The following is a 16,009-nucleotide window of genomic DNA, read 5'->3' on the forward strand; positions in this document are numbered from 1 at the left end:
CTGGAAGCGATCGCCGTGGCCGCGACCGAGATCCCGACGGCTCCCCGCCCCGCCCGTCCCGGCCGTCGTCCCCGGGCCGGGACGGGCGGGGGAGTGCCGGGCGGCAGGTCAAGATTCGGCAATGATTTTCATCTCGGCCATGAACTCGTGGTGATGAAAACCGTTTCCATCTATGGTGAGGGGGTTCGCACCCCCCTGCCGAGGAGCACCACCGCCATGCGCATCTCCGCGCCCGCCCGACCTGCCCGATCCGTTCGACCTGCCCGATCCGTTCGACCGGTCCGGCTCGCCGCCGCCACTGCCGCCGCGCTGGCGCTGGCCGCCACCGCCGCCTGCTCGACCAGCCCCGCCAAGTCCGACGCCGCCACGGGGGCGGCGGACGCGGCGGCGGGTGTGGCGGCGGGTGCGGCAGGTGCGGCGGGGAGGACCATCCGGGTCGCCGCCGCGGAGAGCTTCTGGGGGTCCCTCGCCGCCCAACTCGGCGGCGAGCACGTCGAGGTGAGCGACATCATCAGCAACCCGGACGCCGACCCGCACGACTACGAGCCGACCGCCGCCGACGGCCGCACCGTGGCCGGCGCCCGGTACGTCATCACCAACGGCATCGGCTACGACGCCTGGGCGGACAAGCTGCTCGCCGCCAACCCCGCCCCCGACCGCACCGCGCTCAAGGTCGGCGACCTGGTCGGCGTCCAGGAGGGCGGCAACCCGCACCAGTGGTACTCCCCGGCCGGCGTGCACCGGGTGATCGACCGGATCACCGAGGACTACCAGAAGCTCGACCCCGCCGACGCCGCCTACTTCGACCAGCGCCGGACCGAGTTCCTCGGCACCGCGCTCGCCCCCTACGACCAGCTGATCGCGCAGATCAAGGCCACCTACGCCGGCACCCCGATCGGCGCCTCCGAGTCGATCGTCACCCCGCTCGCCGAGGGCCTCGGCCTCCGGCTCCTCACCCCCGAGGGCCTGCTCGACGCCGTCAGCGAGGGCGCCGACCCGACGGCCGCCGACAAGTCCACCGCCGACCGGCAGATCAGCGGCAGGCAGATCGGCATCTACGTCTACAACAGCCAGAACGACACCCCGGACATCAAGGCCCAGGTCCAGGCCGCCAAGGCGCAGGGCATACCCGTCGCCACCGTCACCGAGACGCCGGACCCGGCCACCGCCTCCTTCCAGGACTGGCAGCTCGCCGAACTCCGGGGCATCGCGGACGCGTTGAAGCAGGCGACCGGCAAGTGACCGCCGCACCCGCCGAGCGCGCCACGACCCGCCCGTCCGACCCCGGTCCCGGCCCCGCCGCCGGAAGCGGCCCCGACCCCGACCCCGGCCCCGCCGTCCGCCGGCCCGTGCTCGAACTGCGCGGCGCCGCCGCCCGGGCCGGTGGGCGCACGCTCTGGTCCGACGTCGAACTCACCGCCCGGGAAGGGGAGTTCACCGCCGTCCTCGGCCCCAATGGGGTCGGCAAGTCCACCCTGGTCAAGCTGCTGCTCGGCGCGGTGCCGGCCGCCGCCGGCGAGGTCCGCGTCCCGGAGCGCACCGCCATCGGCTACCTGCCGCAGCGCCGCACCTTCGACGCGGGCGTCCGGATCCGCGGCACCGACCTCGTCCGCCTCGGCCTCGACGGCCACCGCTGGGGCGTCCCGCTCCCCGGACTGCGCGCCGCCACCCGGGCCCGCCGCCGCCTCGCCCGCCAACGCGTCGACGAGGCCATCGAGTTGACCGGTGCCACCGGCTACGCCCGGCGGCCGGTCGGCCAGTGCTCCGGCGGCGAGCAGCAGCGCCTGCTGCTCGCCCAGGCCCTGGTCACCCGCCCCCGGCTGCTGCTGCTCGACGAACCGCTCGACAGCCTCGACCTGCCCAACCAGGGTGCCGTCGCCGCGCTGCTCGGCCGGATCTGCCGGGAGAGCGGGGTGTGCGTCGTCATGGTCGCCCACGACGTCAACCCGATCCTGCACCACCTCGACCGGGTGGTGTACCTCGCCGAGGGCCGGGCCGTCTCCGGCCCGCCGGCCGAGGTGATCACCTCCGCCACCCTCAGCCGCCTGTACGGCGCCCCCGTCGAGGTGCTGCGCACCGGGGACGGCCGACTGGTCGTGGTCGGCGTGCCCGAGGACTGCCGGAGCTGTGGCCCGTGCTGCTAGCCGACACCGCCGCACCGGCCTTCTCCTGGAACCTCGCCGCCGACCTCCGGGAGATGTGGTCCTACCTCTTCATGGTCAACGCGTTCCGGGCCGGGGCCGTGGTCGCCGTGGTCGCGTCCGCCGCCGGCTGGTTCATGGTGCTGCGCCGGCAGACCTTCGCCGGGCACACCCTGTCCGTGGTGGCCTTCCCCGGCGCCGCGCTCGCCACCCTGCTCGGCCTGCCCGTCCCGCTCGGCTACCTCGGCGCCTGCACGGCCGCCGCCCTCGGCCTCGCCCTGCTGCGCGACAGCGGCCGGGCCGGGGCGGCGCAGGAGTCCGCGGCCACCGGCACCGTGCAGTCGTCCGCCCTGGCCTGCGGCTTCCTCTTCGTCACCCTCTACAAGGGCCTGCTCGGCGGCCCGCAGGCCCTGCTGTTCGGGACCTTCCTGGGCATCACCACCGGCCAGGTCGTGCTGCTCACCGCGGTCGGCGCGGCCGTCCTGCTGGCACTGGCCCTGATCGCCCGGCCGCTGCTGTTCGCCACCCTCGACCCGGACGTCGCCGCCGCCCGCGGCGTCCCCGTCCGGCTGCTCGGCGCCGCCTTCCTGCTCCTGCTGGGCACCGCGACGGCCGAGGCCGGGCAGATCACCGGCAGCCTGCTGGTCTTCGCCCTGCTGGTGATGCCCGCCGCCACCGCCCAGGTGCTGACCGCCCGGCCCGCCCTCGGCCTGCTGCTGAGCGCCCTGATCGGCCTCGCGGCCTGCTGGCTCGGCCTGTTCGCCGCCTACTACCAGCCCTACCCGCTCGGCTTCTTCGTCACCACCTTCGCCTTCGCCGGCTACCTGCTGGCCCACCTCGGCCGCGCCCTGCACACCGCCCTCGGCCGCACCCGCGGCCCGCTGCCCACCGGAGCACCGGCATGACCGACGCCCGCCGCCGGTCCTGCCACCGGCTCCTCCACCGGCCCGCCCCGTCGGCCGGCACCGCGATCGCCGTCGCCGTCGCCGTCGCCGTCGCCGTCGTCCTCGCCATCGGTGACGCCTTCGCCATCGGTGACGCCCCGCCGCCCGGTGCGTCCGGCCGCCGCCCGCCCCTCGGAGCACCGGAACGATGAACGCCCTCCACCAGCCCTTCTTCCAGCACGCCCTGCTGGCCGGCACCGCGATCGCCCTCGCCTCCGGCCTGGTCGGGTACTTCCTGGTGCTGCGCGCCCAGACCTTCACCGGCGACACCCTCAGCCACGTCGCCTTCACCGGTGCCATGGCCGCCCTCGCCGGCGGCTACGACCTGCGGCTCGGCCTGTTCGCCGCCACGGTCGGCGCCGCCCTGCTGCTCGGCGCGCTCGGCCGCCGGGGCCGACCCGACGACGTGGTCATCGGCACCCTGTTCTCCTGGATCCTCGGCCTCGGCACCTTCTTCCTCACCCTGTACGCGACCCACCGCGGCGCCGACCGGGGCAACGCCGGGATCAGCGTCCTGTTCGGCTCCGTCTACGGCCTGGACGGCGCCCGGGCCGCCACCGCCGCCGCGATCGCGGCGGTCATCGCCGCGGCCGTCCTGCTGATCGCCCGCCCGCTGCTGTTCGCCACCCTCGACGAAGCCGTCGCCGCCGCCCGCGGCGTGCGCACCGGCACGCTCGGCCTGGTCTTCCTCGCGCTGGTCGGCGCCTGCGCGGCCGAGGCCACCCAGGCGGTCGGCTCGCTGCTCCTGCTCGGGCTGCTCGCCGCGCCCGCCGGCGCCGCCGTCCGGCTCACCAACCGCCCCTACCGGGCGCTCGGCCTCTCCGCCGCCCTCGCCGTCCTGGAGATGTGGGCCGGACTCGCCCTCTCCGTCACGGTGCCCCGACTGCCGCCCAGCTTCAGCATCATGGCGGTCGCCACCACCTGCTACGCCACCGCGCTGCTGGTCCGCCCGCAGGCCCGGGTCCGTCCGGCGGCAGGCTGATCGCGCCCCACGGCCGGGGCGGAAACCGCTCCCCGGAAACTGACCCCCGGAAACAGGGTGGGTTCGGGGCCGACGGAGAGTAACCTGGAGATCACCGAAGGCACTTCGCATGCCGGCACCGGATACTGGCGTCGTCTCCGGCGAACGGCAATGCCGGACCGGCCCGTTCGGGCCAGGCCCGGAGACAGGTGCTTGGCCATGACCGCGATGCTCGATCGTGCGACGACGCCCACCGCCCTGGAATCCACCCCACGGCTCTCCCTCGCCCCCCAGGGGGTCCGGCCCGGCCGGCTGGACGGGGCCTGGTGGCCCCGCTCGCGGGACCTCCTCCTCGAACTGCCCTCCCTGGCCGCCGAACTCGACCGGCGGTGGGGCCGGGTCACCCGGATCACCGTCAACCCCGCGCAGTGGCCCGTCATCCCCCGGCGCATCCCGGTCACCGGGCACGTCGTCCACGCGGGCTGGTTCACCGTCGAGCAGGACGAGCACCTGATCAGGGTCTGCTCGTACACCCCGCGCAGGCTGGACCTGCTGGTCGTCCCGCCGGAGACGGACCCCGCCGACGCGGCCCGGCTGATGACCGCGGCGGCCGACCCGGCCAACGTCCGGACGGCGAGCGCGCTGCTCGCCGCGCCCGCGCAGCCGGACGACGACCCGGCGGGGGAGGCGGCCCGCTCCGGCTTCCTGCCGTCGGCCGCCGAGCCCGCCGACGGAGCCGGCGCGGCCGGGGAACGGGCCGAGGTCGCCCGCGACCGGGCCGCCGCCTGGCCCGGACGGGTGTAACGAGGGGCGGCCGACGGGCCGTTCGTGGGCGCGGGGCGCCCGGTCGATCGTGACCGGGCGCCCCGTCCGTGCTGCGGGTGGACGGTGCCGGGTCACCAGTAGTGGCGGCGGCCGGCGATCTCGTGCCCGAGCGCGCCCGCGAGCATCAGGCCGAGGCCGATGACCGCGAGGATGATGCCGATGGTCCACAGGACCGGGATGCCGGCGATGAAGCCGATGACGAGGAGGATGACTCCGAGGGTGATCATGGTGGCCTTCGTTCCTGTTCCCCCTGGTGAAACGGTGCTCCGCTGGGCGGAGGCGGTGCTGTTCCCTTCGATGGCGGTGGCGGTCCCCGGTGCGACGGAGGTCAGGGCGGTGCGGCGGGGGTCAGGGCGGCTCGGCGGCGAGGCCGGAGAGGAGGAGGTCGAGGCCGCGTTCGAGTTCGGCGGCTCCGTCGTAGCAGACGAGTGCGGGGGCGAGGCCGCGCAGGACGGGGAACTCGCGGATCGGGAGCCGGTACAGGCCCAGCCGGAGTAGGGCGTCGGTCTCGTCGGGGTTGTCGACGAGTTCCTGCAGCTCGTTGAGGACGTGACCGTGCAGCAGCCCGATCAGGGAGCGGTAGGCGTGCAGGGCGGCGGTGCCCGTGAAGCCCGCCCTGACGAGCAGGGCGAGGATGGCTTCGAGCGGGCGGAGGGTGCCGGTGGGCCGCAGTGCGAGCGGCGTGGCGAGGGGACGGGTGACCAGGAGGGGGACGGCGTTGGGGTGGTCGAGGGCGAGTCGGCGGTAACCGCGGGCGAAGGCGCGCAACTGGCCGGTCCAGTCCGGGTCGTCGGCGTCGACGGTGAGCCGGCGCAGCAGCGTGTCGGCGACGCCGTCGAGCAGGGCGGCCTTGTTGGGGGCGTGCCGGTACAGGCTCATCGGATCGCGACCGAGGGCCCGGGCCAGCCGCCGCATGGACAGCTTCTCGACGCCGTCCCGGTCGACGATCTCCAGCGCGCAGCCCAGCACCCGCTCCAGGCTGAGCCGCTCCACGGCGGGTGGTTCGACCTCCCGCGCGGAGGCGGGAGCCTCGGAAACGGCCATCGTGGCGCCTCCTCGTCGGGCGGGCCTCGTCGTGCCGGGGTGAGCACCGGTGACGCAAAGTTCGTGGACATCCGGTGTGGACACCAGTGTAGTCCGGACGTTGACTGTAGGCATACGACGTAGACCCCTTGGGAGCACGTCATGCTCGTCATCCTCGGACTTGTCCTCCTGGTCGTCGCGGCCGTCGTCGCGGTGGCGGGAATCCTCGGCAACACCGGCAGCGCGCACCAACTCACCGACTCCTTCGCGGTGTTCGGACACCACATGACCGGCTCCACCGGAATGCTGTTCCTCTGGGGCGTCGTGGTCGGAGCGGTCGGCATGCTCGGCCTGGCCCTCCTGCTGGCCGGCGCCCGGCGCGGCGCGACCGCCCGGCGCGGACCGCGACACTCCCGCCGCGCGGCGGCGGACGCCCGCGAACGCCGCGACACCCTTGCGGAGGAGCACGCCCACGCGGAGGAGCGCGCCCGGGACGAGGAACGTGCCGAGGTCGAGGAGCATGCCCGCGCCGAGGAGCGCGTCCGCGCCGAGGAACGTGCCGAGGTCGAGGAGCATGCCCGCGCCGACGCGGAGTCGGCCGAGGGGCGCCGCGAGAAACGCCGCGGGGAGCGTCGTGAGGCGTACCGCCAGGAGTTCGCCCGACAGCGCGAGGCCCTGGCCAAGGAGCCGGATCACGCGCGGGAGCAGACCGCGGGCACCCGGACCGGCCCGATGCCGCAGGACGGCCCCGAACCCGGGAGCGCCGACCGGAGCCGCCACTCGCACCTGCTGTGACCCGGGACGTCGCCGACGCGCGGGACGGTCGGGCAGCGAGGCGGCGGGGCGGCCGGGCCGCCGGGCCGCCGGTCGGGCGTCGGCCGCCGGTCCGTTCTCCGCCGCCTCCTGGAAGTTGACGACGGCCTCCCCGTGCGCCCGCGCCCAGTCCGGCAGGGCGGCGATCGGCTCGACGAGGGTCGTGCCCAGTGCGGTCAGGCGGTACTCGACCCGTGGCGGGGCCTCGGCGTACGCGCGGCGCTCGACCAGGCCGTAACCCTGCAGCCTGCGCAGCGTCTGGGTGAGCACCTTGCGCGAGACGCCGCCGATCAGGTCGACGAGTTCGCCGTGCCGGCACGGTCGGCGGCTGAGCGCGAACGGGACGACCACCGCCCACTTGTCGGCGATGATCTCGATGGCCGGCCGGGCCGGGCAGTCGGCGCGGAAGACGTCCTCCGCAGGGTCGCGCACGGGCCGAAAGGTACCAAGGGGTACCTGTCGGCTGCGTAGCGTCCTGGACATGAGTACACCGCGAACGGAAACCTACATCCTCGTCCACGGCGCCTGGCACAACGGGCGCGTCTGGGACCGGGTGGCACCCCTGCTGACCCGGGCCGGGCACCGCGTCCTCGCCCCCTCGCTCACCGGCCACGGCGAGCGGGAGCACCTGCTCGGCCCGGAGGTCGGGCTCGACACCCACGTCGCCGACGTCACCGGCCTGATACTGGCGGAGGACCTCACCGACGTGGTGCTGGTCGGGCACAGCTACGCGGGATTGGTCACGTCCGCCGTGGCCGACCGGCTCCCGGACCGGATCGCCGCACTGGTCCACCTCGACGCGATGGTTCCGGCCGACGGCGAGAGCGCGCTCGACATCATGCCCGTGACCGAGCACCTGCTCGAACTCGCCGCCGGCACCGACACCCCCTGGCGCATCCCGCCGCTGCCGGAACTGCCGCCGCCCGCCGGCCTGTTCGGCGTCACCGACCCGGCGGACGCGGCCTGGCTGCGCACCCTGCTCTCCGACGAGTCCGCGCGCTGCTTCCAGCAGCCGGTCCGGCTGACCGACCCGGCCGCGGACGCCATCCCCCGCACCCACATCCACTGCGTCGGCAGCGTGCCGGAGGGCGTCGTCCGCCGCCCCGTCCCCGCGACGCAACCCAACGGCACCCCGTCGCGGGTGTGGCAGCTGAGGAGCGGCCACGACTGCATGGTCACCGTGCCGGACCAACTGGCCGAACTCCTGCTGAAGGTCGTCCACGGCAGCGAGGAACCGCAGCCCGCCTGATCGTGCGGCGGGTCGGTCGGAAGGTGCGCCGTGGGTGACTGCCGGGTGCCGACGGATTCCCGGCGGGGTCGTCAGCCTGGCGCAGACCTGGCCGCCACGGGGGAGGCGGCTACGGGGGGACGATGTCCACCACTGTGCACGAGATCGGCTGTGGACCGGGCGAGGACCGCCAGGGGGCGGCGGGTGCGAGAGGAAGTGCAGCTCGCCTGATTGTGCGGCGGGTCGGTCGGAAGGTGCGCCGTGGGTGGTTCCCCGGCGTCGACGGATTCCCGGCGGGGTCGTCAGCCCGGCGCAGACCCGGTCAGCACGGGGGAGGCGGCCCCGGGGAGGACGTCCACCGCCGCGCACGAGACCGGCTCCGGACCGGACGAGGACCGCCAGGGGGCGGCGGGTGCGACGGGAACGGTGAGCGGGACGGGTGCGGCAGGCGTGACCGGACGGTGGCTGCCCCGCTCGGCCGGATGCTGACGGGAGGGTCGGCGTCGGCGTGACCTCGGGGCTGACGGCGACCGGGCCCGGCGCCAGTGCCGGGCGCGGTCGCCGCCGACGCGCGGGCCGCCGAGGGGGGATGTCCGGTGCAGGTCCGACCGGACCCCGGTCGGTCGAGGCCCTCGACGATGCGGACGTCGCGCTCGACGCCGTTGGGGAGCACGGCCAACGCCTCTCGGTAGGCCGCGCTCTCGCGTGCCGCGACGGTCTGCTCGAAGCTGTCGAACTCGATCAGGACGGTGCGCTCGGCGAGTCCGGCCTCGTGCGCCACGACCCGGCCGTCACGGGCGAGGACCCGGCCGCCCTGCGGCCCGGGCGGTCGGGCTTCTCCGGGTCCGACACGGCGCGGTAGACGCTGACCCAGTGGCCCTCGGGCATGGCACCTCCAGCGGAGGGGCGGGTCCATGGTGCATCCCGCTCACGGGTCTGCCCCGGACGGGGATCGGGTCGACGCTCTGCGAACCGGCCCGCCGTGGACCGGCCCGCCGTGGACCGGCCCGCCGTGGACCGGCCCGCCGTGAACCGGGACCCGCGCGGGCGGTGGCGCGGCGGACTCCCAACTCGTCTTCCTCCAGCCGGACTTGATCCATTCGGCCGCGCGGAGCCACCCCGTTTACACGCACTTGACCGCCCGTTACTTTGGGCCTTGGGAGCGCTCCCACAGAACCCTCCGCTCATGGCATGAGCATGGCTTTTCCCCAGTCAGACGGCCTGCCCGGCCGGGACGGCACGGGCGGGTCCCCTCCACCAAGGCGGTGAAAGTTTCATGTCACGACGCAAGACCTCATCGATCGTCGCGGCCCTCGCAACCGCGGCCGCGACGATCTGCGCGCTGCTGCTGGGGCTGCCCTCGGCGCACGCGCACGGCGTGGCGATCGTGCCGGGCTCGCGCACGTACCTGTGCTACCAGGACGGGCTCACCGGGACCGGTGCGCTGACGCCGACCAACCCGGCCTGCAAGGCCGCCGTCGCGCAGAGCGGGACGACCCCGCTCTACAACTGGTTCGCGGTGCTGGACTCCAACGCGAACGGACGCGGCCAGGGCTACGTCCCGGACGGCACCCTGTGCAGCGCCGGCAACAAGTCCCCCTACGACTTCTCCGCCTACAACGCGGCCCGGGACGACTGGCCCAAGACGCACCTCACCTCCGGTGCCGCGATCGAGGTCGACTACTCCAACTGGGCTGCCCACCCGGGTGAGTTCAGGATCTACCTGACCAGGCAGGGCTGGTCCCCGACCACCCCGCTGGCCTGGGCCGACCTGAGCCTGCTCACCACCGTCGCCAACCCGCCGCAGGTGGGCACCCCCGGGACCGACGGCGGCCACTACCGCTGGAACATGACCCTCCCGTCGGGTCGCAGCGGCCCCGCCGAGATGTTCATCCAGTGGGTGCGCTCGGACAGCCAGGAGAACTTCTTCTCCTGCTCCGACCTGGTTTTCGACGGCGGCAACGGCGAGGTGACCGGCATCCACCTGCCGACCTCCCCGTCCTCGCCGACGCCCTCGCCCTCCCCGTCCGCGTCCGCGTCCCCGTCCTCCTCGCCGACGCCCTCGCCCTCCCCGTCCTCCCCGGGCAACTCCCCTTCCCCGAGCCCCTCGTCCTCCCCGAGCAGCTCGCCCACCGGTCCGATGCCAAGCAGCGGCTGCATGGCGACGTACAGCGTCGTCAGCTCCTGGAACGGCGGCTTCCAGGCCGCGGTCGAGGTGATGAACCACAACACCTCGCCGATCAAGTCCTGGACGCTCCAGTGGCAGACGGGCACCGGCACCACGATCACCAGCCTGTGGAACGGTGTGCTGACCACCTCGGGCAGCGGCGTGACGGTGAAGAACGCCGCCTACAACGGCACCATCGCGGCGGACTCCAGCACCACCCTCGGCTTCACCGCCAACTCCACCGGCAACAACTTCCCGACCGGCTCCATCTCCTGCACCGCCGCCTGACCCCCGCGCCCCGGTCCGGGCCCACCGCAGCCCGCGGCCGGTCCGGACCGGGGCCCGCACGACCGTACGACCCACAGCCAACGTACCGACGACACAAGGAGGTTCGACATGGTGCGGAGTGACGCGAGCGCGCGCGGTGGTCGGCGCGGCCGGGAGGTGGTGTTCGCCGTGTGCACGGTGCTCGCGGTGGCCCTCGGACTGCTGACCGGGCTCGGCCAGCGTCCGGCCCCGGCCTGGGGCGCGGGCGGCGGGGCCTGCCAGGTCTCGTGGACGGGCAACCAGTGGACCGGCGGCTTCACCGCCCAGGTGTCGATCATCAACTCGGGTGCTGCGGTGAGTAGTTGGACGCTGACCTGGACGTTCGCAGCCGGTCAGCAGGTGACCTCGGGGTGGAACGCGCAGGTGAGCCAGAGCGGCACGGCCGTCACGGCGAGCAGCCTGAGCTACAACGGGTCGGTGGCCGCCGGTGGTTCGGTGGCCTTCGGGTTGCAGGGCACCTGGTCGGGCGGCAACCCGACCCCGACCGACTTCGCCTTCAACGGCGCCTCCTGCCAAGGCGGTTCGGCCACCGCGTCCCCGACCCCGTCCCCGTCCCCGACCCCGTCTCCCACCCCCAGTCCCAGCCCCACCCCCTCGCCCTCGGCCAGTTCCGGTGGGGGCTCCGGCTGTTCCGCGGCCGTGGTCTGCTCGGGCTTCGAGGACCAGAGCGGCAGCAGCCTGGGCGGTGACTGGACGGTCGCCGCCCCCGACTGCTCGGGCGCCGGCACGGTGACCGTCGACACCGCGGTCGCCCACGGCGGCAGCCGCTCGCTGCGGATCGACGGCCGGGCCGGCTACTGCAACCACGTGTTCGCGGCCACCACCAAGAACGTCTCCGCCGTCGGCCCCGTGGTCTACGGCCGGTACTGGGTCCGCCACACCACCGCGCTGCCGGCCGACCACATCGCCATGGTCACCATGGAGGACGCCGCCAACGGCAACAAGCACCTGCGCCTGGGCGGCCAGAACGGCGCCCTGCAGTGGAACCGCGAGTCCGACGACGCCACGCTGCCCGCGCAGAGCCCGGTCGGCGTCGCGCAGAGCGTGCCGCTGCCGGTCAACCAGTGGTCCTGCGTCCGCTTCGCCGTCGACACCACCAGGCAGTCCATGGACACCTGGCTGAACGACCAGCAGGTGCCCGGCCTGCACGACGACGGCGTCCCCACCGCGGACATCGACCAGCAGTGGCTCACCCGCACCACCGCCCCGCGGCCGACCACCCTGGACCTCGGCTGGGAGTCCTACGGCAACGGCGCCGACACCCTCTGGTACGACGACGTGGCCCTGGGCTCCGCACCGATCGCCTGCTGAACCGCGCCACCGTCGTTCCTGCGGCTGCCGCGGCAGCCGTCACCGCCGCCCCGCCGGAGAGCAGACCGGGGCCGGTTCGGCAAGGGTTTCGGCAGAACGTCCGATTATCGATCGTACTGGAAGGGGTAGCTGAGGTTCCGTCAGTTAATGGAGCGGGAGCGGCCGTACGGGGTGCGGCCCGCTCCCGCGTGATTCCGTCGGCTGACGAAAGACCAGGAGACCACCGTGCGCATGCTCTTCACCGGACCGGCCGCGCCCACCCACCTGTTCCCGATGGTGCCGACCGCGCAGGCGCTGCGGGCCGCCGGGCACGAGGTGCTGTTCGCCTCGCCGGCGCCCTTCGACCAGCTCCGCCAGGCCGGGTTCCCGATCGTCGAGATCGGTGACGGCCGTTCGCTGCGCGACTCGTTCGAGGCGGTCACCCCCGCGGGGGAGTCCGTCCGCTACGCCCGGCCGCACCTGACCCAGGACGAGATCCTCGACCGGGCGGCGGTCGCCTTCGCCCACGCCTCCCGGGCCACCGTGGACGGCCTGTACGCCGTCGCCGACGAGTGGGGCGCGGACCTGCTGGTGCACGACTCCTGCCTGGCGTCCGCCCAACTGGTCGCCGCCAAGCTGAAGATCCCGGCGGCGCTGCACAACTTCGGCTTCACCTCCGGCCTGGACCTGGCGGCCCGGCTGGCCGACCACTTCACCGACCTCTACGCGGCGCACGGCGTCGCGGGACCGGCCGCCACCACCCCGCTGAACATCGTCCCGGAGTCGCTCGGCGGCGACCCCGGCGGGCTGCGGATGCGCTACCTGCCCTACAACGGCGGCGGCGTGGTGCCGGCCGACCTGCTGCGCCGCGGCGGGCGGGCCCGGGTCGCCGTCACGCTGGGCACCGTGGTCACCGAGGTGGACGGCGTGGACGCGATCGCCCGGCTGGTGGCCGCCGCCGCCGAGGTCGACGCGGACTTCCTGCTCGCCGTCGGCGGCGCCGACCTCGCCGCCCTCGGTACCCTCCCGGCCAACGTCCGGCCGCTGCCCTGGGTGCCGCTGGCGGAACTGCTGCGGGTCTGCGACGCGGTGGTGCACCACGGCGGTTCCGGCAGCGCGCTCACCGCCCTCCAGGCCGGCATCCCGCAGCTCGTGCTGCCCCAGGGCGCCGACAACTTCACCGTCGCCGACACCCTGGTCGCGGCCGGCGCGGGCCTGCGCGCCACCTCCGGCGACGTCGACACCGCCCTGCTCGCCCGCCTGGCCACCGACCCGGCCCTGCGCGCCGCCGCCACCCGGCTGCGCGTCGAGAACGAGGCCCTGCCGACCCCCGCCGCGACCGTCCCCGCGATCGAGGCCCTGGCGGCCGACCGCCGCTGAGCCCCGGCCGGGGCCGCCGGGCGCCCCGATGCGCAGTCCGCCGTTGCCGGCGGCCGGGAACCGGCCTTTCCCGACCGCCGGCAACGGCGGTGGCGGTGGGCGGGGCGGCGGTGGCGGAACGTGTGCGGAAACATGTGCGGAAACGGGTACCGGGGCGGTCGTGGAAAGGGCGGGGAGAGAATGATCTGACGGGCAGTAATTCCTATCGCCGGATGGGCACTTCAATCAATTCCTGGTGCGCGGAGTATTTGCATTCGGGTACTCTCTGTCCGAACGGCATGGAATTCCGGGTCGGTTCGACGGGCCTGGCGTGCGCGGCGGTGGGTGAAGGTGGGCGAGCTCGGTGAACGGTTCTGCGGCTGACCCGGAGGGGGCGGCGGAGGGGGCGTCGGCGGAGGTGCGGGCCGCCTTGGAGGCGGTCTTCGACCCCGGGCTCCGGGCCGATCCGTACGGGCCGCTGGCGGTGCTGCGCGAGGCCGCCCCGGTGCTGTACGACGAGGAGTCGGGGACGCGCTTCCTGACCGGGTTCGCCGACTGCCAGGCCGTGCTGGCGGGCCCCGACTTCGTGGTGCCGGACGGGCCGTGGCTGGCGCGGGAGCACCCCGAGTGGGCGGCCCGCCCGGCGGCGGACTTCTTCTACGCCTCGCTGCTGGGGACGAACGGGGCCGCGCACGAGCGGCTGCGCGGGCCGCTGACGGCCGTGTTCGGGCCGCGCCGGGCGGCGGAGCTGTCGGCGGGCGTGGAGAAGGTCGTCGACGAATTGCTCGACCGTTTCGAGGACGCCACCTCGGACGGCGGGGCGGCGGATTTCCAGGCGCTGGTCGGGTACCCGCTGCCGGTCGCCGTGGTCGGCGAGCTGATCGGCGTGCCCCGGGCGGAGCAGGAGCGCTTCCACCGGCTGGGGCGGGACGCCGCGCGGCTGCTGGAGCCGGTGCGCTCGGACGAGGACTGGCGGCGGGCGGACACCGCGGTGACCGCGCTGCGGGAGTACTTCACTGGCCTGCTGCGCGAACGCCGCGCCCGCCCGGCCGAGGACCTCGCCTCCGCGCTGCTGGCCCGCGAGGGGGCGGCCGGTTCCGCCCCTGCGCGGCGGGTCCGCGAGCCGGCCGCCGGTCCGTCCGGCGGGCGCGCGCGGCCGTCCGCCGCCCGCGAACGGCCGCCCGCCGAGAACGGACACCCGCTCGGCGAGCGGGAGCTGGCGGATCTGCTGCTGCTGGTCTTCGTCGCCGGGTTCGAGACCACGGCCGGCCTGCTGGGCACCGCGGTGTCCGCGCTGCTGGCCCACCCGGAGCAGGCCGCGCTGCTGCGGGCCGACCCGGGGCTGCTGCCCGGCGCGGTCGAGGAGGCGCTGCGCTGGGACGGGCCGGTGCTGATGGCCGAGCGGCTGGCCGCCCGTCCCACCGAGGTGGGCGGGGTGGCCGTCCCGGCCGGGGGCAGCGTGACCGCGGTGCTGGGCGCCGCGAACCGGGACCCGCGCCGCTACCCGGACCCGGACGCGTTCCTGGTCACCCGCCCGGACGTCCGCGTGCTGAGCTTCGGCGCCGGGCCGCACTACTGCTTCGGCGCGGCCCTGGCCCGGCTGGAGGCGGCCGTCCTGCTGGGCCGGCTGTCGGCCCGCTTCCCCCGGCTCGCCCCGGCCGGCCCGCCGGTGCGCCGCGCCTCCGCCTGCCTGCGCTCGTTCGACGTGCTGCCGCTGGCGGCCACCGGCTAGCGCCGCGCCGGTCGCCCGCCGAACGACCCCAGGCCGGGTCGTACCGCCCCTCCCCGAAGGACGTGCCCGTGAACTTCCTGCACCGCGAACGCGCCGAACTCGAAACGCTCATGCCCGGGTTGGACCGGGCGCTGGCCCGCCACCCGCTGGCCGAACTGGAGCAGGCGCCCAGCCCGGCGATCGCCGCCTTCAAGGAGGCCGGCGGCCCCGGGCTGCTGGTGCCCGCCGCCCACTCCGGCGCCGGGGCGAGCGCGCTGCAGGCCGTCCGGGTGCAGCGCGCGGTCGGCGCCCGCTGCCCCTCGCTCGCGGTGGCCACCACCATGCACCACTTCTCGGTCGCGGGCCTGGTCGAGGCCGCCGAGTACTCCGACGGCCCGGAGGGGATGCTGCTGGAGACCGTCGCCAAGCAGCGGCTGCTGGTCGCCTCCGCCTTCGCCGAGGGCCGCCCGGGCCGGAACATCCTCACCCCGCACCTCACCGCCGAGCGGCGCGGCGACCGGATCGTGCTGAACGGCAGCAAGATGCCGTGCAGCCTCTCCCGCTCGATGGACCTGCTGACCGCCTCCGTCGCCCTGCCCGGCCCGGACGGCGTACCGCGGCTGGCGGTCGCGCTGATCCCGGCCGACAGCCCCGGCATCACCGTCCACCCGTTCTGGGGCACGCCGATCCTGGCGGGCGCCGAGAGCGAGGAAGTCCGGCTCACCGAGGTCGAGTTGGACCCGAGCATGGTGGTGGCCACCGAGGTCACCGCCGACGCGGTGCCGGACGCGCTCAACGTCGCGGGCTTCCTCTGGTTCGAACTGCTGCTGACCGCCGGCTACCTCGGCGTCGCCAGCGCCCTGGTCGAGCGCGTCCTCCGGCGTCCCGGCGCCGACCGGGACGACCCGACGCCGTACCTCGTCCCGGTCGAGGGCGCGATGCTGGCCGTGGAGGCCGTCGCCCGGGCGATGGCCGAGGAGGAGTGGGACGAGGCGCTGCTGGTCCGGGCGCTGACCGCCCGCTACGCCGCGCAGGACGCGATCGCCGAGACCACCCGGACCTGCCTGGCCGCGCTCGGCGGAATGTCCTTCATCGGCTCGCCGGACGGCGCCTACCTCGCCTCCGCCGCCGTCGGCCTGACCTTCCACCCGCCCGCCCGCACCAGGATGGCCCGCCCGCTGCGGGAGTACCTGGACGGCCGCCCGCTGCGGATCGGCTGA

Annotated in this window: 15 protein-coding genes and 2 pseudogenes; 13 read left to right on the forward strand and 4 right to left on the reverse strand. The window is 74.9% G+C overall.

Annotated elements, in window-relative coordinates; all coding sequences use genetic code 11:
* The first annotated feature begins 216 nt into the window (after positions 1-216).
* The 6 genes from ACIQVD_RS07780 (at position 217) to ACIQVD_RS07805 (ending at position 4,850) form a co-directional block, all read left to right on the forward strand.
* Positions 217-1,242, forward strand: coding sequence for a metal ABC transporter solute-binding protein, Zn/Mn family (locus ACIQVD_RS07780; RefSeq protein WP_402286776.1), 1,026 nt, complete (start codon positions 217-219; stop codon positions 1,240-1,242).
* Positions 1,239-2,144, forward strand: coding sequence for a metal ABC transporter ATP-binding protein (locus ACIQVD_RS07785; RefSeq protein WP_402286778.1), 906 nt, complete (start codon positions 1,239-1,241; stop codon positions 2,142-2,144). Before ACIQVD_RS07780 ends, ACIQVD_RS07785 begins: the two co-directional genes overlap by 4 nt.
* Entirely contained in the window at positions 2,135-3,046 is a 912-nt protein-coding gene (locus ACIQVD_RS07790; RefSeq protein ID WP_402286780.1) for a metal ABC transporter permease, read from the forward strand. The genes ACIQVD_RS07785 and ACIQVD_RS07790 overlap by 10 nt, the downstream gene beginning before the upstream one ends.
* A complete protein-coding gene (locus ACIQVD_RS07795; protein WP_402286781.1) occupies positions 3,043-3,237 on the forward strand; it encodes a hypothetical protein in 195 nt (64 codons plus the stop codon). The genes ACIQVD_RS07790 and ACIQVD_RS07795 overlap by 4 nt, the downstream gene beginning before the upstream one ends.
* Positions 3,234-4,067: a metal ABC transporter permease gene (locus ACIQVD_RS07800; protein WP_402286783.1), complete on the forward strand. Its 834-nt coding sequence runs from the start codon at positions 3,234-3,236 to the stop codon at positions 4,065-4,067. Before ACIQVD_RS07795 ends, ACIQVD_RS07800 begins: the two co-directional genes overlap by 4 nt.
* Positions 4,068-4,265: 198 nt before the next feature.
* Positions 4,266-4,850, forward strand: coding sequence for a DUF5994 family protein (locus ACIQVD_RS07805; protein ID WP_402286785.1), 585 nt, complete (start codon positions 4,266-4,268; stop codon positions 4,848-4,850).
* 92 nt (positions 4,851-4,942) lie between these two features.
* Here ACIQVD_RS07805 and ACIQVD_RS07810 read toward each other — a convergent pair whose 3' ends face one another.
* Together ACIQVD_RS07810 and ACIQVD_RS07815 are read right to left on the reverse strand one after the other, a co-directional pair.
* Positions 4,943-5,098, reverse strand: a complete 156-nt coding sequence (locus ACIQVD_RS07810) for a DUF6131 family protein (RefSeq protein ID WP_402286788.1) — start codon at positions 5,096-5,098, stop codon at positions 4,943-4,945.
* Between the two features lie 121 nt (positions 5,099-5,219).
* The gene (locus tag ACIQVD_RS07815) at positions 5,220-5,915 is read right to left on the reverse strand and encodes a WHG domain-containing protein (protein ID WP_400678587.1); all 696 of its coding nucleotides are present in this window, start codon (positions 5,913-5,915) and stop codon (positions 5,220-5,222) included.
* A 141-nt stretch (positions 5,916-6,056) separates the two neighbouring features.
* On the opposite strand from ACIQVD_RS07815, the gene ACIQVD_RS07820 reads away from it, so the two are divergent.
* The gene (locus ACIQVD_RS07820) at positions 6,057-6,689 is read left to right on the forward strand and encodes a hypothetical protein (RefSeq protein ID WP_402287750.1); all 633 of its coding nucleotides are present in this window, start codon (positions 6,057-6,059) and stop codon (positions 6,687-6,689) included.
* Positions 6,690-6,776: 87 nt separating this feature from the next.
* Here the strand turns inward: ACIQVD_RS07820 and ACIQVD_RS07825 are convergent.
* A pseudogene (locus ACIQVD_RS07825) lies at positions 6,777-7,139 on the reverse strand (winged helix-turn-helix transcriptional regulator); the annotation flags it as partial.
* A 49-nt stretch (positions 7,140-7,188) separates the two neighbouring features.
* Here ACIQVD_RS07825 and ACIQVD_RS07830 point away from each other — a divergent pair.
* Entirely contained in the window at positions 7,189-7,956 is a 768-nt protein-coding gene (locus ACIQVD_RS07830; protein ID WP_402286790.1) for an alpha/beta hydrolase, read from the forward strand.
* A 601-nt stretch (positions 7,957-8,557) separates the two neighbouring features.
* Here ACIQVD_RS07830 and ACIQVD_RS07835 read toward each other — a convergent pair.
* A pseudogene (locus ACIQVD_RS07835) lies at positions 8,558-8,823 on the reverse strand (DUF1330 domain-containing protein); the annotation flags it as partial.
* Positions 8,824-9,211: 388 nt separating this feature from the next.
* On the opposite strand from ACIQVD_RS07835, the gene ACIQVD_RS07840 reads away from it, so the two are divergent.
* The 5 genes from ACIQVD_RS07840 to ACIQVD_RS07860 all read left to right on the forward strand — a co-directional run bounded on the left by ACIQVD_RS07840 (position 9,212) and on the right by ACIQVD_RS07860 (position 16,009).
* A complete protein-coding gene (locus ACIQVD_RS07840) occupies positions 9,212-10,390 on the forward strand; it encodes a lytic polysaccharide monooxygenase (protein ID WP_402286793.1) in 1,179 nt (392 codons plus the stop codon).
* Between the two features lie 108 nt (positions 10,391-10,498).
* Positions 10,499-11,740 carry a cellulose-binding domain-containing protein gene (locus tag ACIQVD_RS07845; RefSeq protein ID WP_402286795.1) on the forward strand — a complete coding sequence of 414 codons (1,242 nt, stop codon included), beginning with the start codon at positions 10,499-10,501 and terminating at the stop codon, positions 11,738-11,740.
* Between the two features lie 231 nt (positions 11,741-11,971).
* Positions 11,972-13,099, forward strand: coding sequence for a nucleotide disphospho-sugar-binding domain-containing protein (locus tag ACIQVD_RS07850; RefSeq protein ID WP_402287718.1), 1,128 nt, complete (start codon positions 11,972-11,974; stop codon positions 13,097-13,099).
* A gap of 343 nt (positions 13,100-13,442) precedes the next feature.
* Positions 13,443-14,810 carry a cytochrome P450 gene (locus ACIQVD_RS07855; RefSeq protein WP_402286798.1) on the forward strand — a complete coding sequence of 456 codons (1,368 nt, stop codon included), beginning with the start codon at positions 13,443-13,445 and terminating at the stop codon, positions 14,808-14,810.
* A 68-nt stretch (positions 14,811-14,878) separates the two neighbouring features.
* Positions 14,879-16,009, forward strand: a complete 1,131-nt coding sequence (locus tag ACIQVD_RS07860; protein WP_402286800.1) for an acyl-CoA dehydrogenase — start codon at positions 14,879-14,881, stop codon at positions 16,007-16,009.

It is taken from the genome of Kitasatospora sp. NPDC090308, assembly GCF_044769485.1.
GTDB classification, from domain to species: Bacteria; Actinomycetota; Actinomycetes; order Streptomycetales; family Streptomycetaceae; genus Kitasatospora; species Kitasatospora fiedleri.

What these genes read in the sequence shown, in the direction of transcription:
- ACIQVD_RS07795 (WP_402286781.1), top strand. Translation starts at nt 3,043, where the DNA reads ATGACCGACGCCCGCCGCCGGTCCTGCCACCGGCTCCTCCACCGGCCC.
- ACIQVD_RS07830 (WP_402286790.1), top strand. Translation starts at nt 7,189, where the DNA reads ATGAGTACACCGCGAACGGAAACCTACATCCTCGTCCACGGCGCCTGG.
- ACIQVD_RS07815 (WP_400678587.1), bottom strand. Translation starts at nt 5,915, where the DNA reads ATGGCCGTTTCCGAGGCTCCCGCCTCCGCGCGGGAGGTCGAACCACCC.
- ACIQVD_RS07845 (WP_402286795.1), top strand. Translation starts at nt 10,499, where the DNA reads ATGGTGCGGAGTGACGCGAGCGCGCGCGGTGGTCGGCGCGGCCGGGAG.
- ACIQVD_RS07810 (WP_402286788.1), bottom strand. Translation starts at nt 5,098, where the DNA reads ATGATCACCCTCGGAGTCATCCTCCTCGTCATCGGCTTCATCGCCGGC.
- ACIQVD_RS07850 (WP_402287718.1), top strand. Translation starts at nt 11,972, where the DNA reads ATGCTCTTCACCGGACCGGCCGCGCCCACCCACCTGTTCCCGATGGTG.
- ACIQVD_RS07820 (WP_402287750.1), top strand. Translation starts at nt 6,057, where the DNA reads ATGCTCGTCATCCTCGGACTTGTCCTCCTGGTCGTCGCGGCCGTCGTC.
- ACIQVD_RS07805 (WP_402286785.1), top strand. Translation starts at nt 4,266, where the DNA reads ATGACCGCGATGCTCGATCGTGCGACGACGCCCACCGCCCTGGAATCC.
- ACIQVD_RS07840 (WP_402286793.1), top strand. Translation starts at nt 9,212, where the DNA reads ATGTCACGACGCAAGACCTCATCGATCGTCGCGGCCCTCGCAACCGCG.
- ACIQVD_RS07780 (WP_402286776.1), top strand. Translation starts at nt 217, where the DNA reads ATGCGCATCTCCGCGCCCGCCCGACCTGCCCGATCCGTTCGACCTGCC.
- ACIQVD_RS07800 (WP_402286783.1), top strand. Translation starts at nt 3,234, where the DNA reads ATGAACGCCCTCCACCAGCCCTTCTTCCAGCACGCCCTGCTGGCCGGC.